General features: G+C 42.7%; 24 protein-coding genes. 2 read left to right on the top strand and 22 right to left on the bottom strand.

The window, feature by feature from the left end; genetic code table 11:
• Window positions 1–111 precede the first annotated feature (111 nt).
• Window positions 112–1,059, bottom strand: coding sequence for a DMT family transporter (locus tag V6W81_RS12185; protein WP_338543421.1), 948 nt, complete (start codon window positions 1,057–1,059; stop codon window positions 112–114).
• A gap of 165 nt (window positions 1,060–1,224) precedes the next feature.
• Between V6W81_RS12185 and V6W81_RS12180 the strand changes: the two genes are divergently transcribed.
• Complete coding sequence (locus V6W81_RS12180) at window positions 1,225–2,100, top strand: LysR family transcriptional regulator (protein WP_338543420.1); 876 nt, start codon at window positions 1,225–1,227, stop codon at window positions 2,098–2,100.
• An 8-nt stretch (window positions 2,101–2,108) separates the two neighbouring features.
• Here V6W81_RS12180 and V6W81_RS12175 read toward each other — a convergent pair whose 3' ends face one another.
• The 7 genes from V6W81_RS12175 to V6W81_RS12145 form a co-directional block, all read right to left on the bottom strand.
• Window positions 2,109–2,849, bottom strand: a complete 741-nt coding sequence (locus V6W81_RS12175) for an AAA family ATPase (protein WP_338543419.1) — start codon at window positions 2,847–2,849, stop codon at window positions 2,109–2,111.
• A 24-nt stretch (window positions 2,850–2,873) separates the two neighbouring features.
• Window positions 2,874–3,356 carry a tetratricopeptide repeat protein gene (locus V6W81_RS12170; protein WP_145048288.1) on the bottom strand — a complete coding sequence of 161 codons (483 nt, stop codon included), beginning with the start codon at window positions 3,354–3,356 and terminating at the stop codon, window positions 2,874–2,876.
• Between the two features lie 155 nt (window positions 3,357–3,511).
• On the bottom strand, window positions 3,512–4,369 hold the full coding sequence (gene cyoE, locus V6W81_RS12165; RefSeq protein ID WP_338543415.1) for a heme o synthase: 858 nt from the start codon (window positions 4,367–4,369) through the stop codon (window positions 3,512–3,514).
• A gap of 236 nt (window positions 4,370–4,605) precedes the next feature.
• Window positions 4,606–5,172, bottom strand: a complete 567-nt coding sequence (locus V6W81_RS12160) for a hypothetical protein (protein ID WP_145048284.1) — start codon at window positions 5,170–5,172, stop codon at window positions 4,606–4,608.
• A gap of 272 nt (window positions 5,173–5,444) precedes the next feature.
• Window positions 5,445–5,789 carry a DUF3243 domain-containing protein gene (locus V6W81_RS12155; RefSeq protein ID WP_338543414.1) on the bottom strand — a complete coding sequence of 115 codons (345 nt, stop codon included), beginning with the start codon at window positions 5,787–5,789 and terminating at the stop codon, window positions 5,445–5,447.
• A 96-nt stretch (window positions 5,790–5,885) separates the two neighbouring features.
• Window positions 5,886–6,431 (bottom strand): MFS transporter, encoded by a 546-nt coding sequence (locus V6W81_RS12150; RefSeq protein WP_145048282.1) that lies wholly within the window; start codon window positions 6,429–6,431, stop codon window positions 5,886–5,888.
• On the bottom strand, window positions 6,331–7,872 hold the full coding sequence (locus tag V6W81_RS12145; protein ID WP_338543413.1) for an FAD-binding oxidoreductase: 1,542 nt from the start codon (window positions 7,870–7,872) through the stop codon (window positions 6,331–6,333). The genes V6W81_RS12150 and V6W81_RS12145 overlap by 101 nt, the downstream gene beginning before the upstream one ends.
• Window positions 7,873–7,998: 126 nt before the next feature.
• Here V6W81_RS12145 and V6W81_RS12140 point away from each other — a divergent pair, with 126 nt between their 5' ends.
• Entirely contained in the window at window positions 7,999–8,184 is a 186-nt protein-coding gene (locus V6W81_RS12140; protein WP_338543412.1) for a hypothetical protein, read from the top strand.
• A gap of 135 nt (window positions 8,185–8,319) precedes the next feature.
• Here V6W81_RS12140 and V6W81_RS12135 read toward each other — a convergent pair whose 3' ends face one another.
• The 14 genes from V6W81_RS12135 to V6W81_RS12070 form a co-directional block, all read right to left on the bottom strand.
• Complete coding sequence (locus V6W81_RS12135) at window positions 8,320–9,249, bottom strand: NAD(P)/FAD-dependent oxidoreductase (RefSeq protein WP_338543410.1); 930 nt, start codon at window positions 9,247–9,249, stop codon at window positions 8,320–8,322.
• Between the two features lie 173 nt (window positions 9,250–9,422).
• Window positions 9,423–11,057 carry an S-layer homology domain-containing protein gene (locus tag V6W81_RS12130; RefSeq protein ID WP_338543408.1) on the bottom strand — a complete coding sequence of 545 codons (1,635 nt, stop codon included), beginning with the start codon at window positions 11,055–11,057 and terminating at the stop codon, window positions 9,423–9,425.
• A 116-nt stretch (window positions 11,058–11,173) separates the two neighbouring features.
• Entirely contained in the window at window positions 11,174–11,776 is a 603-nt protein-coding gene (locus tag V6W81_RS12125) for a nitroreductase family protein (protein WP_128101566.1), read from the bottom strand.
• A gap of 168 nt (window positions 11,777–11,944) precedes the next feature.
• Complete coding sequence (locus V6W81_RS12120) at window positions 11,945–12,184, bottom strand: hypothetical protein (RefSeq protein WP_145048276.1); 240 nt, start codon at window positions 12,182–12,184, stop codon at window positions 11,945–11,947.
• A gap of 165 nt (window positions 12,185–12,349) precedes the next feature.
• The gene (locus V6W81_RS12115; protein WP_145048274.1) at window positions 12,350–13,201 is read right to left on the bottom strand and encodes an AraC family transcriptional regulator; all 852 of its coding nucleotides are present in this window, start codon (window positions 13,199–13,201) and stop codon (window positions 12,350–12,352) included.
• A gap of 147 nt (window positions 13,202–13,348) precedes the next feature.
• Window positions 13,349–13,897 (bottom strand): glutathione peroxidase, encoded by a 549-nt coding sequence (locus V6W81_RS12110; protein ID WP_338543404.1) that lies wholly within the window; start codon window positions 13,895–13,897, stop codon window positions 13,349–13,351.
• Between the two features lie 154 nt (window positions 13,898–14,051).
• Entirely contained in the window at window positions 14,052–14,543 is a 492-nt protein-coding gene (locus tag V6W81_RS12105; RefSeq protein ID WP_186380936.1) for an NUDIX hydrolase, read from the bottom strand.
• Window positions 14,533–15,006 (bottom strand): GNAT family N-acetyltransferase, encoded by a 474-nt coding sequence (locus V6W81_RS12100; protein WP_338543402.1) that lies wholly within the window; start codon window positions 15,004–15,006, stop codon window positions 14,533–14,535. Before V6W81_RS12100 ends, V6W81_RS12105 begins: the two co-directional genes overlap by 11 nt.
• A gap of 36 nt (window positions 15,007–15,042) precedes the next feature.
• Window positions 15,043–15,519 carry a GNAT family N-acetyltransferase gene (locus V6W81_RS12095; RefSeq protein ID WP_338543988.1) on the bottom strand — a complete coding sequence of 159 codons (477 nt, stop codon included), beginning with the start codon at window positions 15,517–15,519 and terminating at the stop codon, window positions 15,043–15,045.
• 45 nt (window positions 15,520–15,564) lie between these two features.
• A complete protein-coding gene (locus tag V6W81_RS12090; RefSeq protein WP_338543400.1) occupies window positions 15,565–16,068 on the bottom strand; it encodes a DUF6886 family protein in 504 nt (167 codons plus the stop codon).
• Window positions 16,065–16,625 (bottom strand): GNAT family N-acetyltransferase, encoded by a 561-nt coding sequence (locus tag V6W81_RS12085; protein ID WP_338543398.1) that lies wholly within the window; start codon window positions 16,623–16,625, stop codon window positions 16,065–16,067. The genes V6W81_RS12090 and V6W81_RS12085 overlap by 4 nt, the downstream gene beginning before the upstream one ends.
• Before the next feature lie 19 nt (window positions 16,626–16,644).
• The gene (locus V6W81_RS12080) at window positions 16,645–16,971 is read right to left on the bottom strand and encodes a hypothetical protein (protein ID WP_338543396.1); all 327 of its coding nucleotides are present in this window, start codon (window positions 16,969–16,971) and stop codon (window positions 16,645–16,647) included.
• Window positions 16,964–17,266: a hypothetical protein gene (locus V6W81_RS12075; protein ID WP_338543394.1), complete on the bottom strand. Its 303-nt coding sequence runs from the start codon at window positions 17,264–17,266 to the stop codon at window positions 16,964–16,966. Before V6W81_RS12075 ends, V6W81_RS12080 begins: the two co-directional genes overlap by 8 nt.
• Window positions 17,263–17,955: a hypothetical protein gene (locus tag V6W81_RS12070; RefSeq protein ID WP_338543392.1), complete on the bottom strand. Its 693-nt coding sequence runs from the start codon at window positions 17,953–17,955 to the stop codon at window positions 17,263–17,265. Before V6W81_RS12070 ends, V6W81_RS12075 begins: the two co-directional genes overlap by 4 nt.
• Window positions 17,956–17,978 lie beyond the last annotated feature (23 nt).

The following is a 17,978-nucleotide window of genomic DNA, read 5'->3' as shown; positions in this document are numbered from 1 at the left end:
GCATATTTAATAATCCATTATTAGATTGAACATGCAAAACAAAAAAAGTGGGGCTCTCTTCATTTGAACGAAAAGATTCCCCACTCCTTATATATCGCTAATGATACGATCCTACACGCCAGGTGCTCCCCGTTCTCCAAATTCTGTGGGTATACTAGGTTGCTTGCGACGCCAGAACATCAGTTCAACGGCTTTGATCTCGGTAATTAATACCCCAACCAACATGAGTGCTGCTCCCGTGTATCCTTGTAGCGTTAAGGTTTCACCTTGAAAACTAAAAGCAAACGCAGCGGCAAATAGCGGCTCTAAAGAGAATATTAGACTTGTCCGAGTCGGTGAAGCATGACGCTGTGCTAATGTCTGCAATATATAACCTATACCGCTGCACAACACACCCAATCCTAGAATGGCCGCCCAAGACTCAGGTGAATCCGGCAGACGAGGACTCTCGAACAACAAGGTTGCCGCGATCCCCCATATAGCAGCAACCCCTAGTTGCACCGTTCCCAGCGTTAAAGGATCATGCTTCGGTGTGAATTTACCAGCAATCATGATGTAGATCGCGTAGATCAATGCTGCAACAATACATAGAATATCTCCTGTATGTAAGCTGAGCTCGTGCTGAAGAGTCAACAATCCCAGCCCAGTAACGGCAACAATGATACTCATCATGAGACGTCTATCTGGCATACGTCTATGAATAATGGTTGTTAGAATCGGTACAAAAATAACAGCTAAACTAATCAAAAAACCAGCCTGTGATGTCGTTGTTCGCTGAACACCATATGTAATGAACACAAATGCTGCAAATAATGCTGTTCCCATAACCGCTCCTGCTACAAGTGTACCGACATCCATTCGGAATAACCTGCGGTGAAAAATAACGGCGGCGGCAATAAATGCAATTGCAAACCGGAAAGCAACTAAATTTAATTCCTGCATCGATTCCAGTCCAGATTTCATAAATAAATACGATGATCCCCAAATAACGGTTGCAAGCAACATCTGAATGTCAGCTCTTCTCGCACCATTAATGGGTCTAGTGCTAACTCTACTCATTCTACGTCTACCTTCATTCTGTATGATCTTATATGCTTATCTGTCAGTGCAAATGAATTCGCCTTGGCAAGTATAAACGATCTCTTTGCATTATTAAAATGAATAATTATAATGATATACATGAATTAATTTCATGTAATTTGAAATGAGAGGAATCATGTGCTCATGTCGTTAATTAAATACGAAATTTTCAATACCATCGTGGAATATGGCAGCCTTACCAAAGCAGCAGAAGCACTGAATATCACGCAATCGGCAGTTAGTCATGCGATCGCTAGTCTTGAGAAAGAATGTGGATTCCCTCTACTGACTCGAGGACGGTCAGGGGTTCGAATTACAGTTGAGGGTGAACGAGTTCTAGGATATACACGTGAGATTTTGCGCTGGACAGAATTAATGAATCAAGAGATTTCCCTGATCCGAGGGGCTGAGGTGGGTACCGTTCGCATTGGAACATTCGCCAGTGTGTCAACGCAATGGCTGCCTGGAATCCTTACGCAATTTCGGCTGCGTCACCCCGGAATTGAGATCAAGCTATGGGAGGGTGATTATGCAGAAATCGAGGGCTGGCTTGCCGGTGGAGCGATTGATCTTGGATTTTTGTCCCTTGGTGAAACTACACCCTATGAAACGATCCCATTACAAAAAGACAGGATGATGTGCATCCTGCCTCTAGATCATCCCCTGGCTCACAACACATCTGTTAGTTTCGATGTATTACAGGAACAACCTTTCATTCTGCCGAAGTGGGGCGGTGACAACGAAATTGAACGTTTAATTCGCATGCATGCCGTGAAACTGAACGTGATCTACGAAGTAGCCGAGGATCAAGCCATCATGGCAATGGTTCGAAATGGGCTTGGAATCAGCCTGCTGCCCGAAATGGTGGTACAAGGTCACACCGATGAGTTCGCTCTTGTTCCCATCACAGGTGAGCCTTATCGCACCATTGGCATCGCCTGTACCTCACTCGGTAATCTTGCACCCGCATCACGTCGGTTTATCGAAACGGTACAAGAATGGTTGCCACAATTCAACTAGGACATGCCCTAGTCCTCGAACAACTGCTTATAGTACCGTTCTCGGTAGTTAAGAAAGTCACGGGTCAGTTGAAAGTGCTCCGTATCTTCATATGCCACTTCCATAATCCCTTCCTCGCTGAACTCGTATATGCAAGCACCTGGATAAGACATTAATGTAGGGGAGTGCGTCGCGATGATAAATTGCGACCCACTACTCTCCATCTCATGGATCATCCGTAACAAGACAAGCTGGTTCTGAGGCGATAGAGCAGATTCGGGCTCATCCAATAAATATAATCCTTTTGTACTCAGACGATTGGTCAGAAATTCAAGAAATCCCTGCCCATGTGATCGCACATTCAGAGACTTCCCCCCGTACGGCGCGTATGCGCTCTTGCCAACGTCAGGATCATCAGCGAGTTCATCGATATACTTGGCAAATGTATCAAAGGTTTCAGCTCGAAAATAAAACCCCTGTTTAACTCTCGGCATCCATTGCAGGTTCAGAATAGTTGATAACGAGGCATCGTCTTTTTCTTTCGTAATAACCAGATCCTTGCCACCAACAATGCTAAAACCACAGCTTACGCCGATTGCTTCGAGCAGTGTCGATTTGCCTGAACCATTCTCCCCCACCAAGAAGGTTACATTATGTCTGAATTCCAGTTCATCAAGATGACGTAATGCGGGAATTTGATAGGGAAACACGTTTTGTTGTTCCGGTGGACAATCGTGCCAGCGAATTACGACTTTTTTAAGAAAAGGCATGCGAATACCTCCCGAATTTAAGTATTACTCCCACACGCGATCAAGCTGATCTGCATAGTAACGAATAGCTTTCTGATAATCAACGATATTGGTATCGTTAGACGTATCTGCTAATTGGATGAGCAGACGTTGCATTGCTTCGGTATGTTTACCGAGATTATATAAAACCATGGCATAAAACACTTCAAATTCACGCCGTTCAGGGAATAACTTGATCCCTTGCGCCAACCACTTCTCAGCCTCTGTGTACTCCCCTAATGTTCGATAGGTACTCCCCAAACCAAGAATAGCACCAGCTTGATCTTCCTTATCTAGTCCGAGTTGTATCGCCTTTTCGTAGTAAGGAACAGCTTCCCGCTCCAACCCTAGGTTGTCATGTGCCCATGCGAGCTGATACCATGCCTGAGCATGAGCCGGCTCCTGATCCGTTATTATTTTTAATAACACAATCGCCTCTTCGGCTTTCCCCTCTTGTCTTAACGCAATAGCCTGCTGTAATTCGTTCATCTCGATACTCCATTCTCCCAAAAACATCCTTTTATGTACATCTTATCATTATATCATATACTAAAAAAGCACCCCAAGGAGTATCTCAAGACAACAAAGGTTGTCCATCTATTCTCCATAGAATGCTTTTAAAGGTTGTTCACCTGGGATCTATGTTACGACCAAGTCGTATTAGCCACCATCACGATAAATACCACCATCAGGTAATTGACCGAGATCAAAAAATTGATTTTCGCCCATTTCTCTGTATCCTTCGTTCTAATACCACTCAACGTATGAATTAACCAGAGAAGTCCGCCGCCTAGAGCTACGATCAGAAATACCAACCCTACATAGTTATAGTAGTACAGTAGAAACACCGAGGGTAACAGCAGCAATACATAAGGAATCATCTGTAGCTTCGTGCGCTTTACCCCTTTGACAACAGGCAGCAAGGGGAATCCAGCCGCGCGATATTCCTCCACCCGCCGAATGCCAAGTGACCAGAAATGGGGCGGCTGCCAGAGAAATAACAGAGCGAAGAGCAACCATGCACCGATATCAATCTGATTCGTAACAGCACAGTAACCAATGACGGGTGGCATTGCACCTGCGATTCCCCCAAGGGATGTACTCCAGGTCGAGCTGCGTTTCAGCCAGATGGTATAGATCGCAATGTAAGCAAACCATCCACCCAGGCCGAGCCATGCCGACAACGGATTAACCATAATATACAATACAATGAACCCTGCGACACCAAGTACAATTCCGTACCAGAGCACAAATGCCGGCCTCAGATGATTGATATACTCAATCCGCTTCTTCGTCCGTTCCATCTTCTGATCAAGTTCTCGATCCCAATAGTTATTAATAACACAAGCTGAGGCAATGACCAATGTAGATCCAATCACGACCATGAACAAGGATAACCAAGAAATATCCCACTTTGAAGCGACCCAGAAGCCTACGGCTACCGCAAATACATTCAACCGCAGCAATCCTGGTTTTGTTAAAGCAATCATGTCTTTAAGCATGACCATCCCCCTGAAAATATGTAAAAAAACCATTCTTCTAATGATAACTGTACCTACAATGAATTACAATCTTCTTCGATTATTTGTCATAACTGAATCCATTTTATTGCGTATTTATCATTGATTTTGTAACGACTTGGAAGTAGCTGAAGGTATTTTAGAATGGTTCCAACCAAAAAAGCATTCCTAACCGCTCTTGTCGAACGGAAGGAATGCTTCAATCTTGTCCTTTACCTTTAAGGAATATACTGTTGAACAATTTTCACCACTTTGCCGTCTTGCACCGTCAGGTGATATGGAAATACAGCAAGATCCAAAATATCTTTTTTATCATACAGAGCTTCGAATTTACTCAGTTCAATTGGCTCATTCCATTGAATGTCAGCACCCTGAATTGTTCCATCCCGATCATACAGTTGCATCAATACCTCAGCATCTGCACTCACTTCAAACTTCTCCTGCTCCTCATTATCATTGACGATATAATACCCATCCGGAGCACCGTCTAGACCCGAGTTCGGATTGCGTTGTTCAAACACTTTATCTGCTTCTTCACCTTGATACCAGCCAATTTTATCGACCACAAGATACAGTTTGCCGTTCTCCTGCTGTAGATCGTCTACATATGCTGTAAACATCTCAGAATTGTTAGCCTGAACTTGCTTGGCAGCAGCCGGAGTAGCAGTTGCATTCTCCTCTGCGTTAGCAGGTGTTAATACATATGTAGCAATCACAATCATGCCCAGCACCGCAACCGCAATACCCAGCATTCGTAGTTTCCATTGTTTCGCCGCGTTCTTCATAGGCAGCATCTCTCCTTATATGAACGTTACTATTCCTTAACCGTAAGCCTTCCATCTCAAACGCTACATGAGTTAATCGGTTGATTCTAACTTTCTATATCATACGTGAAGTCGATATTGCAAAAGTATCAACCAGATGAAAAATAGTTACAATGAACGTTACCACTGCTCTCCTTAGTTACGATAACGAACGGACAATACTGAGAACGGTAATGAAGTCAGAATAATGAAAGACCTTGGATGTTCTCATCCAAGGTCTCTATTGTTATCGACTATTGTGCATGCTGCGCTAAGCGGACGAGCATATGAGCAAGCAAATGACGTTCTTCTTCCTTACCCACATTCCATAGCTCCTGCAGCAATTTCTCTTCCCGGTTGCGGGGCTCTTCCTTCGCAGCCAGATAATCGGCTACTTTCTCAGCGATTTTGGCCATTTGTTCTTCACCCAGTCCGATGGACTCTCCAACGGCAATACGTTTTCCAAGGTATTCCTTAAAGGCATCAAAGTTTTCTAAAATGTTATCCCTCTGTTCGGAAGGAATTTTGTTGATTGCACCTTCTACTTGTTCTGTAGCGACCTGCCCATCTTTATGAATAACATGGTTGTTTTCAGTCATTCGGAATTCCTCCTTGAGTGTGATTAATATAACTACTTATAATATAAACCTCTGCTCAAAGATTAATCAGCCAGTGCTACGTGCTACTTTTTACCATCACTTCGTTTCCACGGAGGATGTGGATCTCCCCACAGCCCATGCCCCACCTACGTATAATGCTGCGCTCAGATAAAATAGTACATCAATCGTGAGCCAATCAATCAGCACGCCTCCCAAAATGACAGCAAAGCCTGAAGCCGCCGATGTCCAAAAATGATAGTTCCCCATAGCCTGTCCACGCTGACCCGGTAAGGTATGATCCGCTAGTAATGTACGCTCACTCATACGTTGCATTGCATTACACAAGCCCATGACCATCTGTAATATCAATACCCATATATACGACAAGACCCATGGAAAAGCGATCATGGCGACCGCCATGCCTAGTGAACTGACAATAAGCCATTGCTTCGCATGTTGATCTAGACGAGGTGCGAGCCATTGGGAAGCAGCAGCGGAACTGATCGTAAAAACGGCAAAGGCTAAACCGTATTTCGAGAAGCTATTGCCTAGATTTTTGAGAAAAAGCAAATAATACGGGTAGATCATGCCTGATGCCAAGGTGACGATGCTCTGTGAGCGAACAAGCCATTGAATACTCATTTACGTTCCCCCCATACTGCTCCATAAAATAATTCATAAACCGATGCTCAGGATCATATCGTTCTTTGGCCGCAAAAAAAGCCTGCTTATGCTTATAGGCTTGTTCGAATTGTTCTGACGTGGCATAAGCCTCGTAAGGCAAATAATATGTACCGTTGTGCGCAATAGCTGCATCAATGATCCGCTGAAGACCAGATTTGAACGTAGTCTGTTCTTCCTCCGATAATGAAGCGTGAAAAAGACAGACCAGACCAAACATATCCTGTGTCGCATACGAGAGCATAGCCTCTTCATCCTGTTTCACGTAACGTACCGTTATATTGAGCAAGTCTAATTCTTGTTCGGTTACAATCTTCCCCATCTCTTGCACAAAGGCCGGAAATTCATCAATCGGGATAAAATATTCTTGAAGCAGGTCATTACTTCCAGGCTGATGATACTCCATAAATGCGGACGGAGATGCCATGGCATTATTGCGGCTGATCCGCTGACCATCCTGAGACTCAAAATATCGTTGCTGTAATTGCCAGAACCAGTCCTTTGCCCACGGAAATTCTCGGTTTAGATTAAACAGGACTTTGGCTGGTAATACACCCTGCTCTCGCTTGGCAAGATGATTGTAATCATTCAAGTCACCTTCAGAATCTAAAGCGTAATTGATGGCATACATATTCTGAAAATAGCCTTCACCCGGTATCAACGAAATGCGTGCCAGATGCATCCGCATACTCGAATCCCCTAAGATATCTTTACGGAAATACGCCGGATAATCTTCAACGAGAACCTGATCTGTGGTCAAACGGTACAATTCATCATCAGTTAACGTTAACGTGACGTTTAGAATTACACCAAATAACCCATATCCACCTAAGGCCAAAGAGAAGAGTTCTTCATTATGCGTACGACTGACTTCGCGAATCTGGCCATCTGCTGTTAACAACCGAAAGGATTCAACACTCTCCATCAATGTTCCATTACGAAGTTCACGTCCATGTGCATTTACACTAATCGAGCCACCCACCGTAAATATGTTTTGGGACTGCATACTTTTCACAGATAGCCCATAGGGATTAATCGCCCGTTGTACATCCGCCCAGGTAGCTCCCGCCTGTACTGTCATTTTCTTCGCATCAGGCAGAATCTCAAGCACCCGATTATACGATGTCATATCAATAACAATTCCATCCTCGTAGTAAGTATGGCCTCCCTGACTATGTCGTTGTCCAGCAATCGATACGGTCAGATTATGCCTTTTGGCGTCCTGTAGTAGCTGAATTAGCTGCTCTTCCTCTTGTCCTGGTACAATACGCTCCACCTTTACAGGATGCAGACGACTATAATCAGTGATTAGATAAGGGTCTTGATCACTTCCACTCGTTCTCCAGTAAGACCAAATACATAACATCGCCAGTAATAGGAGTATCATACCTTTTTTGACCACTTACACTCGATCCCTCCGTTTACCACGTTTCAAATGAAACGAATTGGTTAATCGTTTACATATAGATTACAACAATTGCAGATGTTAGGTATACCTTGTACTTCATATCAGAAGGAGGAACAAATGATGAGTGAGTCAAAAAAAGATAAAACGAATAACAATCTCAAACCTGGTGTAAACACCATCTTACACCCAGACCAAGATAATCCGGGGCCAACGGACATGATCGAGAATGCTGTTGGGGACATTGTAGACAATATAGCTCACCCCAAAAAGAATTCCAAAAATGAACAAATTGATAAAAAAGATTGATAAAACTGGCTACAGAATCGAAAAAGCCCTTCTATCCTATCCAGGGTAAAAGGACTTTTTCTTTTTTTCTTCTTGATTATTTTGCGATATCGATTACAGATTTTTGAGATATCAATTACAGGAATTTTCACCTGATCAGAACTGGCTTACCTTTGATTCCTTAGCAATACGCTGCAATTCCTTGTGAATCCAGATCGCCGCAATGGCTCCTTCTCCCATCGCTACTGTCGCTTGTTCGGCGTGCACACCGAGATCCCCTGCAATCCAAACATTCGGAGCTGCTATCATTGTACGTGGGTCAGCTTTCACATGTCTATTGTCAGCAATCTCTGCACCCAATTGCTCTGCTAATTCATAGTGTACCCGGTTGCCTCCAAAAGCGATAAAACCGCGCTCAGATTCATACATTTGACCATCATCTGTTAGAATTCCTGTAATATAACCCTCTTCTGATTGCTGCACTTCCTGTACAGTGGCTTCCAGATAACGAATTCCCTCTTCCTTCATTCTACGATGAAGATCAGCCGAGATCTGCTTATGTTCATGATTCACATATAACAGATCGTTGGTTCGTTCAATTAATACTAGTGCCATATTCGCACCAGCTTCTCCAGAACCTAATAAGACGGTCTTACGATCTTGGATTTCATAGCCATCACAATCTGGGCACACATACACCGTCTTGCCAAGTGTTGGATTTAACCCCTGAATATCCGGTATTCGATCAGAAAGTCCAGTTGCTAGTAGAACGGTGCTCGTTTCAAAGATCATCCCATTATCACTGATAAGCTGAACACGTTCCCCTTTCCGCTTAGCTTCGATCACACGCCCCTTTTGAAATTCAACTCCGGTTCGTTCTGCCTGCATTCTACCTTTGGCACGTAACTCTTCTCCAGAGACGCCGTCAGGATAACCAAGAATATTGTGATAGGTACGGCACAGGGTGGATCGTCCTTCTCCCGCATCAATTACAAGCACGCGATGTGAGCTATAGCGTCCCAGCTGGATCGCTGCCTGAAGCCCTGCAATTCCTCCGCCTACAATAATGCAATCATAATTCTGCATGCTCTCTCTCCTCCAATGCTATCATCTTCTATTCTTTTATGTGTAGTTTCATAAAACCCTTATATACATTAAACTAACTACACTAACTCAAACGCCTACCTATAGTTTGTTCCAAAGCAAACAACCCAAACCGTCCGCGAGCAACTCGGTTCATTTGGGTTGTTTGTAGATATTCAAAATACATATGACTCAAAGCGATTAGCATTCGAGATGGCGTTCCATACATCTGAGGTTTCTCCACCCATATACCAGTACGCTAAACCAGCAATATTCCTTGCTGTGCTCATCCTCACTTTCGCAGTTAAAGATCGGCTATCTTCTGCCCAGATATATCGTGGAATACCGCTGCTTGAATAACCAATAACATACTGTGCCAAACTAGCATTCCATTGTCTCACAGAGCCTTGGGCCTTGGCTCGCATGCCTTGCTCCCCGAGCGTAATATCCCATGAACTTGTAGCCGGGTTCCGTGATGACCAATCCCGTGTGTAGAGCGGAAGTGCCAATATTACTTTGGAGCGTACAACATCAGTAAGCATGGTGTCTAATCCTTGTTCTACCCATGATAGCGATGCAACCGAACCAGCAATGGGGTCACCATTCCAATGCTCTTCATATCCCATCAGCACCATATAATCAGATACTGCCCCTAACCTAGCGTAATCAAATGCCGCTGTCCAATCGGTTCCGAGATTAGGGGACACATCCACAGATATAACCGCACCTATGGCATGTAGAGATGCCGCCAGGGATGTGACAAACGAAGTCAACCCCTCTCGGTCGGCAGGCTGTACATTTTCAAAATCCACATTAATGCCATGTAAATCATATTTTTTCACATAAGCAACCACCTGGGATATCACATTAGCTCGATTCGTAGCACTAGATAACATCTGATGGGTCAGTGTCGGATTCGAACGGTTCCCCAGAAGAGGCCATACCTCCCGTCCCGTAGACCTTGCCCACGTTAACAATGTTGAATCGGTATGGTCGGTCACCTGCATACTGCTATTCAGGAAGAACCATCGCGGCACGAGTGTGTTCACTTCCGATTGTTGCACCTGTTGCTTAAATTCTGCTGTCGTTGAGTCATATTGCCAGCCAAGTTGAATCCCCAATTGATCTGGTGTTTGCAGCTGCTCAGACCATGCTTTATTCTGCAGAATCGCATCAAGCATAACCGCCGCTTCTTCTCTAGTCACCTGATCGTGTGGTCGGAAGTATCCATCACTGCCTCGCATTAAACCTAATTGGTAGACTGCTTGTACATAAGGTTTGGCCCAACTTGATATAAGAGATGCATCTGCATAAGTATAAGGAAGTATTCCTGTAGAGCCTGCCTGTTGCTTCAGCATTCTTACGAGTAGTGTTGCTGCTTCCTCTCTCGTAATGTTGGCATTAGGTTGAAATATCCCCTGACCCTTTCCTTCCATAATATTAAGGTTTGTCATCGCAGAGATATTGCCATAATACCAAGCATTTGAACTCGTATCCTGATAAGGATTTAGATTGTTTTTCACTGGCTTCAATCCCAGTACTCTAACCGCAAAAGTGGCAAACTCTGCTCGGGTCACTGCTTTCTTAGGCTCAAAAGTACGGTCGGTGGTACCCGCGGCGATTCCCTTGTTTACTAGATTCATAATAGCAACACGAGCATAACTATTACTGATGTCTTGAAATTGCTGCGTAGCACCCGCAGCTTGAGCCGCGTTAATGTTGTAGCTCGTCACCGAGCCAAGTAGAACCACTCCACTCAATACCAGCGTTAATATCCGTTTATAGGTTAATTTCTTTTTTCCATTTATCAAATTAAAAAGCCTCGCTTCATTGGAGTACGATCATAGATCATCGTACCAAATTGAAGCGAGGCCGTATGTGGTTAAATGTTGGGAATTGGATTGAAAGCAGCTAAAAGTAATGTAGCTTATTTGTGTACTTTTACACGCTCTTCAATCGGTTGGAATTCCTTCTCACCTGGTGTAGCTGTCGGTTTACCAAATGGCATCTGAGCAATCAGTCTCCAGTTTTCTGGAATGTTCCACTCTTGTTTAACTTTCTCATCGATCAGTGGATTGTAGTGTTGCAGAGAAGCGCCCAATCCTTCTTGTTCCAATGCTGTCCAGATCACCAGTTGCAACATACCGTTGGATTGGTTAGCCCAGATTGGGAAGTTATCCGCATAAGCTGCAAAGTTCTGTTGAAGTTGTGCGATTACGTTGTTGTCTTCGAAGAACAGAACCGTACCATAACCGCTACGGAATCCTGCCATTTTCTCAGCTGTAGATTTGAATGCTTCTTCGTTACCTACAACCTCACGCAAAATTTCTTCTGTGTGATTCCACAATTTATCATGTTGCTCGCCCAGCAATACCACTGCGCGGGATGTTTGTGAGTTGAATGAAGTTGGCGTGTATTTCACCGCTTCTTCTACGATCTCTTGGATTTTAGCATCCGAGATAGTGGATTCTTTACTGATTCCATAATAAGATCTTCTGTTTTTCAATGCGTCAAAGAAAGTTGTAGACATTACACATTCGCCTCCTAAATTTGTCATTCATCATACCAACATTAGTAACTATAATATAGTAACAAACATTAGTCAATAAACTATTTTATTTTCACTAAATATACAAACTCTGTGATCCCTCATTACAATACAATGCATATTCTCGAAGCTATAACATCCATCAAAACCTTACGATTTCCGATAATCTGCGCGGTATTTTTCTTCTGTGGACGAATTGCTCTTCGTCTGATCCTTGCGTTTCTCTTCCTGCTTCTCCATATTCAGATCCTCCATCGGAATCGGATCTACCGTCTGTTCCTCTTCATATTTATCGAACAAACTTTCCTTTTCGGTGGCATACTGCTCTGGATGGTCTCTCGTGTATTTCTGTTTCGATGATGTAGTATCGCCCACTTTGTTGTTTTCCATTCTAAACGCCTCCTTCGAATTGAGATGCTGATCTTCTCTTTATCCTTTCTTTACCTTTTCTGCTTGTCTTCTAAACAAATGCAATCGCGTATCTGCAGCTTAGTGAGCATCATCATCTATAACAAAAAAAAGCCGACCAGCATAAGCTGACCGACCTTAACTATGTCACTGATGTAAACGAGTCCGGTACAGATCCGGGCCACAACCTACACTTTGTTTGAAGATACGACTAAAGTGAGACAAGCGCTTGAACCCAGACAGTCGTGCAGCTTCGGTTACACTAATGCCGGGTTGAAATTGGAATAATACCTTTGCCTGGTTGATCCGGCGGTCGTACAGATATTTAAAGATCGTACTGCCTGTCGTTTCCTTGAACAAACCCGCCATATAAGGCTTCGATAAATGAAGCTCATTCGCCAGATCATCTAGACTAATATCATGCATATAATGCATGTCTACATATCGAATGATATGTTGAACATGTCGTTCTTTATCCGAAGAAGGGCGATGCTCCTCCAGATTACCCTGACAGATGCCAGCAATAACATATAAGAGTTCGCATAATCGAATGTTCAACCGTTCCTGTACGAAGGAGCTTGAAAGCAATGAAAGTTGATGAAGCTGCAATAACAATTGTTCAAACTCTGCTCGGGTTTCCCCTTTTAGATTAATACGGCAATTCCCTAACTCCTCAAAAGGCTGAAGCACTTCATCCATTCGATCTGGATGTAAATGGCTGCGAACTGCCGAGGGATCGAAGTGCAGCGTCGTTCGTTCATAGCGTTTACCCGCAATAGGATGGGGTCTGTGGAGCGTCATGCCATGCATTAGAACTAAGTCTCCCGGCGCTAGCACATAGACACGATCTCCAATGATGTACGTGCACTCCCCAGCGTGAAAATAATAGATCTCATACTGAGCGTGCGCATGGAATCCATCCGACTTCCCCACGTTAAATAAACTGGTAGAGCGATAACTATATTCAAGCGGGTTCGTAAAATGCATCATTCGTGGCATCAATAATACCTCCTGTTGGAGAGAGGTTTTGGTTCCTTACAGCGAACAGAAGCCATGAACACATATAATGAATACGTTACGTGTCATGGCCTCTATGGAACAGCATGTATTATAAACTAATGCTAACGCACTCTGCCCCTTGTCCAATTACAGAAGTTGCTCAATGCTAGTCTGGATATCAGTTATGGAATCAATCGGCTCAAAACGTTTAACAACACGACCCTCGCTATCAATCAGGAATTTAGTGAAATTCCATTTGATCGCATCTCCATGTAGCCACTCTGGAGCCTTATCCGCAACCATTAGCTTCAGCAACTTCGCTTGCACATCTGTCTCATCAAAACCTGCGAATGGTCCCGACTTTTTGAGGAAGTCATACAATGGATGAGCCGCTTCACCGTTCACGTCCATTTTGGAGAACATCGGGAACTTCACACCATAATTAATCTGACAGAAGGATTCTGCTTCTGCACTACTTCCCGGCTCTTGTTCTGCAAACTGATTACAAGGAAAACCAATAATTTGTAAGCCCTGATCTTTGTACTGATCAAACAGCTTCTGCATATCATCAAACTGATGGGTATACTTACATTTGCTTGCTGTATTCACGATCAACACAGGCTTACCCTCATATTGATAGAGTGGGAAACGTTCCCCGCTCGTTTTGGTCACAGTAAAATCATAGATGGTTGGCATGTGTGTGGTGCTCCTCGCGATTGATAGTATATGTATGTTGGAATACAGTTTCATTATATATGAAACCCAATCACTTGTGTTGGTTAAATATCGTATGGATACACCGTTAGCCATAGTCGAAAATGCAGTTAACACATATTCGTTTATAATCTGGTTAAGTCCTTATTGAGCTACTTCTATAATGTTCAACAGTATTTCTTGGATCCGAGGTACCCGATAACAGTAAATCTAACAACCCATCGGGGACAAGTTTCGCTTGTGCATGTGACGTAAGTGATGAGAGTTCATGGATCGATTTCCATACCGCTTTAAACGGAGTAGTCCCTTCTATGCCTTGAATTTCATTATTATCGTACAAACTTCGATCAACTAATTCCGCTTCATATATAAAATCAACTTCATGTCCTACATTATCTAAGTATGCAAAAATATTTTCGATAACGAACAGCAACTTTGGCTCTTTGATCTCCGCATCTATTTCTTCCTTTACTTCTCGGATAATTGTATCTTTGCTGTTCTCACCATACTCTACGGTTCCGCCAATGGGTCTATAGAAGGTTTGCTTAACAACTGGATCAACGATTTCCTGAACTAAAATGTTATCCCCTTTACGAATTAGACATAGCGAAACTGTTCTAATCACCATGTCCATTCACCTCAAATGAATAGCTCAAAATGATGTCTCCATTGTCTTCAAACTCACCTGTTTCTTGAAATCCACACCGCTTGTATAAGCGATTAGCTACTGTATTGTGAGGCACATGTGACACTCTAATTTGTCTACAATCCGTTCTATCTTTCAATTGATTCATAATTTCCTTGATCGCACTTCTACCATAACCCTGCCCCTGATATTTTTCGTCAATCATCAGCCGCAAAATCCAATAGTATCCATCTGAATACATTTCGTTGTCAAATAGGACAAACCCGACCATAAGATCATCTGCATAGATTCCGTGAGGTATCGAAGTAACCTCTTTTACCGCATGTACAAGTGAATCAGCGTTAGTAGCAACGAGTGATAATTGATCTTCTCGCGGTTTGAGAGCTATACAAGCTAATTCATTTTCTTTTGTAATACGTCGTAATGTGATATTGGGCGAGTTCATAACTTTCACCTGTTCCTTTTTTATTAGATTCGTGTGCTACGAAGTACCTGCTGCTTCTTTCATAGTTAACGTATAATAGAGTAGCTTGTCAACAAGCTCATCATGTTTATGAAAATTCATCTTCTGCAGGAGTCTAATGGATCGAGCATTTTCTTGCTCCACCGTTGCCTCAATATAATCAACTTTCATGAGGTCAAAGCCGATTTTGACGACCTCGGTCAGTGCTTCATACATTAGACCTTGACCCCAATAGGATGCAGACAAATCGAAGCCAATCTCCGCTTTGGAAGGCTGCCCTTGATTCCAACAATGGAACCCACACGTGCCTACAAGCTTCTGGTTCAGCTTATGAAACAGACTATATCTACAACCTGAATCGTCAATATGAAATTGGATGATCTCTTCTGCTTCAGTAAGGCTCACACAAGGCTCAATATCCATGAATTGAGTCACCGTTGCATCCGAGAAATGCTGGAACACCGCTTGAACGTCCGACATAGTCAGTTCTCGCAGTACTAATCGATCCGTTTCAATCCTTGGAAAGTTAACGATTCGTAATCACTCCTTTGCATTTCTCATTCGTATCATCGAAAATTGTACATTCGACTCAAGCACTTTTTGTTTCAAAGGCATCAGTGAAGGCATGACTCTGAACTCAATATCCTCTTTTAAAATTGCACCGATTAAATCATCCATGCGTTCCACAGCGATTGGTTGAACTGTACATTTCGAAGTGTAATAACCTGCATCTTCGTTTTCTAACTCAAAACGCTCATCCTCGAAAGTATATCTATAGATCTGTCCTTCGCGCACCCGGTCATACCAATCCGATTCAATCGCAATCATACGTTTGGTGGAAGTTAAGCCTAATTCCCGAGCTAAAATGAGTTCTTCTGCATCTTCCTTAGACCATACACACACTCTCGGACACTCTCTTGGGAAAAAATAATGTGCAGCATGATCCGCATCAATTGTCCACACTTTGGCATCCGTCTGATTATAAATCGTTCTTGGTTCAAATAATGTAATATCAGATTCTTCACTAAAATGATAAAGCTTCATATTGATCTCCTTTCGGTCAGATACTCCTCTTGAAGTAGACCATAATATGCGAGATCCTCATACGTATCTCCCTTTGTAACATGTTGCCTTAAGCATCCTTCAAACTTCATGCCCAATTTCTCCATCACTTTACCTGAAGCTGGATTCTTACCTAGGTGACGAGCGTACACACGATTTAACTTTAATTCGTCAAACGCATACCCCATCACGCCTCTGGCCGCTTCTGTACTATAGCCATTATTCATAAATGGAACACCAATCCAATACGCCAGTTCACCGTGATTAAACTTAGTATGGAGCGCTATCGTTATTGCACCAATTAGATATGATTCCTCTTTGTGTACAATAGCTAATGTAACTGATTTTCCTTCAATAAATTGATCATGATGTGTGCGAATCCATTCCTCAGCCACACCATACTCATACGGATGAGGGATATAGAGTGTCATTTCCGCGATATAAGGATCCCCTGCTAACTGTTGAACGGAATCTGCATCATGCAGCTGGAACGGACGTAATAAGAGTCGCTCAAGTGTCACTGTGGGTAAGTTACGCATACCGAAACCTCCTAAACTATCATTTTTGCTTCATCAAATATTGTTCATACAACAACTTATAATGCTTGAAGCTTGCAAAGGTGTTGCTTAAATGATCAATCTGATTCCAAAAATTCTCTTCATTAAAATGAGCTAAATCATCAATCAATGCATCGGCTAAGTTGTGATAAGCATTGCTGATATGGAAAATTTCCTGAGCATGTTGAACTACATTTTCCGTAGATTGCTGTACTCCCTCTTCCGGTTCTAGTTGCCCGTCCCATACGATTCCTCCAGAAAGCTGTCTGATGTCCAGCAATGCTTGAAATAAAATACTCTTATATGCCTTTACTTTTAGATCATCCATGTATAACTCCTTCACTGTCTTCTACGACTCTTTCATTCCGCAGTACCTTATCTAATGCCTCACTATTCGTGACTCTCGTAACTTTATGACTGTAGAGATTCAACTTCGCTTCAAAAGCAGGCCTATTATGTTCAAAGTTACTTGTCCATGTATACATCATTTTTAGCATGGCTAAATCCGGTTTATAATCACAATGCTCCAGACCCAGGTTTTGTTTAATATACCGTGCCAAAATTCCATTCTCCAACCATACGCCGCACACATATTTTGGGTCTACCAAATCATCACTCTTCATAAAAATCCATTCATTCCACCAAATATCCTTCCTAACACATTAAAATAGATAAAGATACTGGATAAGATTATAGTCAAAGTTAGGATTAAAATTCCTTTCTTTTTGTCCTTTGGAATGAGTAATAGTAATACAGCGATCATGATCAGATAGATTCCCATTAGAAATGGAATTAAGTAGTAGTGTGTGTGAATAGGGAGATAAGCGTAGCGCAATTGATATCCCTCGGATAATATAACGGTGATCGGAAAAGAAGCGATGATTGTTGAAAATAAACCATGACCACGTGCATACCACATTAGATAGGCACAAAGCGGAGAGATCACCATGCATATTCCCCAGAATAGCATTTCCCTTTCTGGAAAAAAGTGTAGAATCCATACGGTATAAATATAATACACCGTAAGCATAGAGCCGAAGAATGCAAAGACTTTAACTGCTGCCACGCGAGGAGAATAACTGAACACCGATAACAGCGTTGCTACGAATACCCATATGCCAAGACGTCCACCGATATCGTCAAATATCGGATTAATTCCTGGTGCATCAACAAGCTTGGCTGTTAAACCCATAATAACGCCCAACAGGATTGTATACAGGATAGAAACCACTTTTTTCTTAGTTGTTGCTGGTTGCACCGATCTAATTGGATTCAACAGACTGTTAATGAGTACTTCACCGCCTTCTTCCAACTCATTATCTTATTTGGTTGTCG

The sequence above is a fragment of the Paenibacillus tundrae genome (genome assembly GCF_036884255.1).
GTDB lineage: Bacteria > Bacillota > Bacilli > Paenibacillales > Paenibacillaceae > Paenibacillus.
The sequence above is the reverse complement of the archived record's forward strand: the minus strand, read 5'-3'. Positions and strand labels throughout refer to the sequence as shown.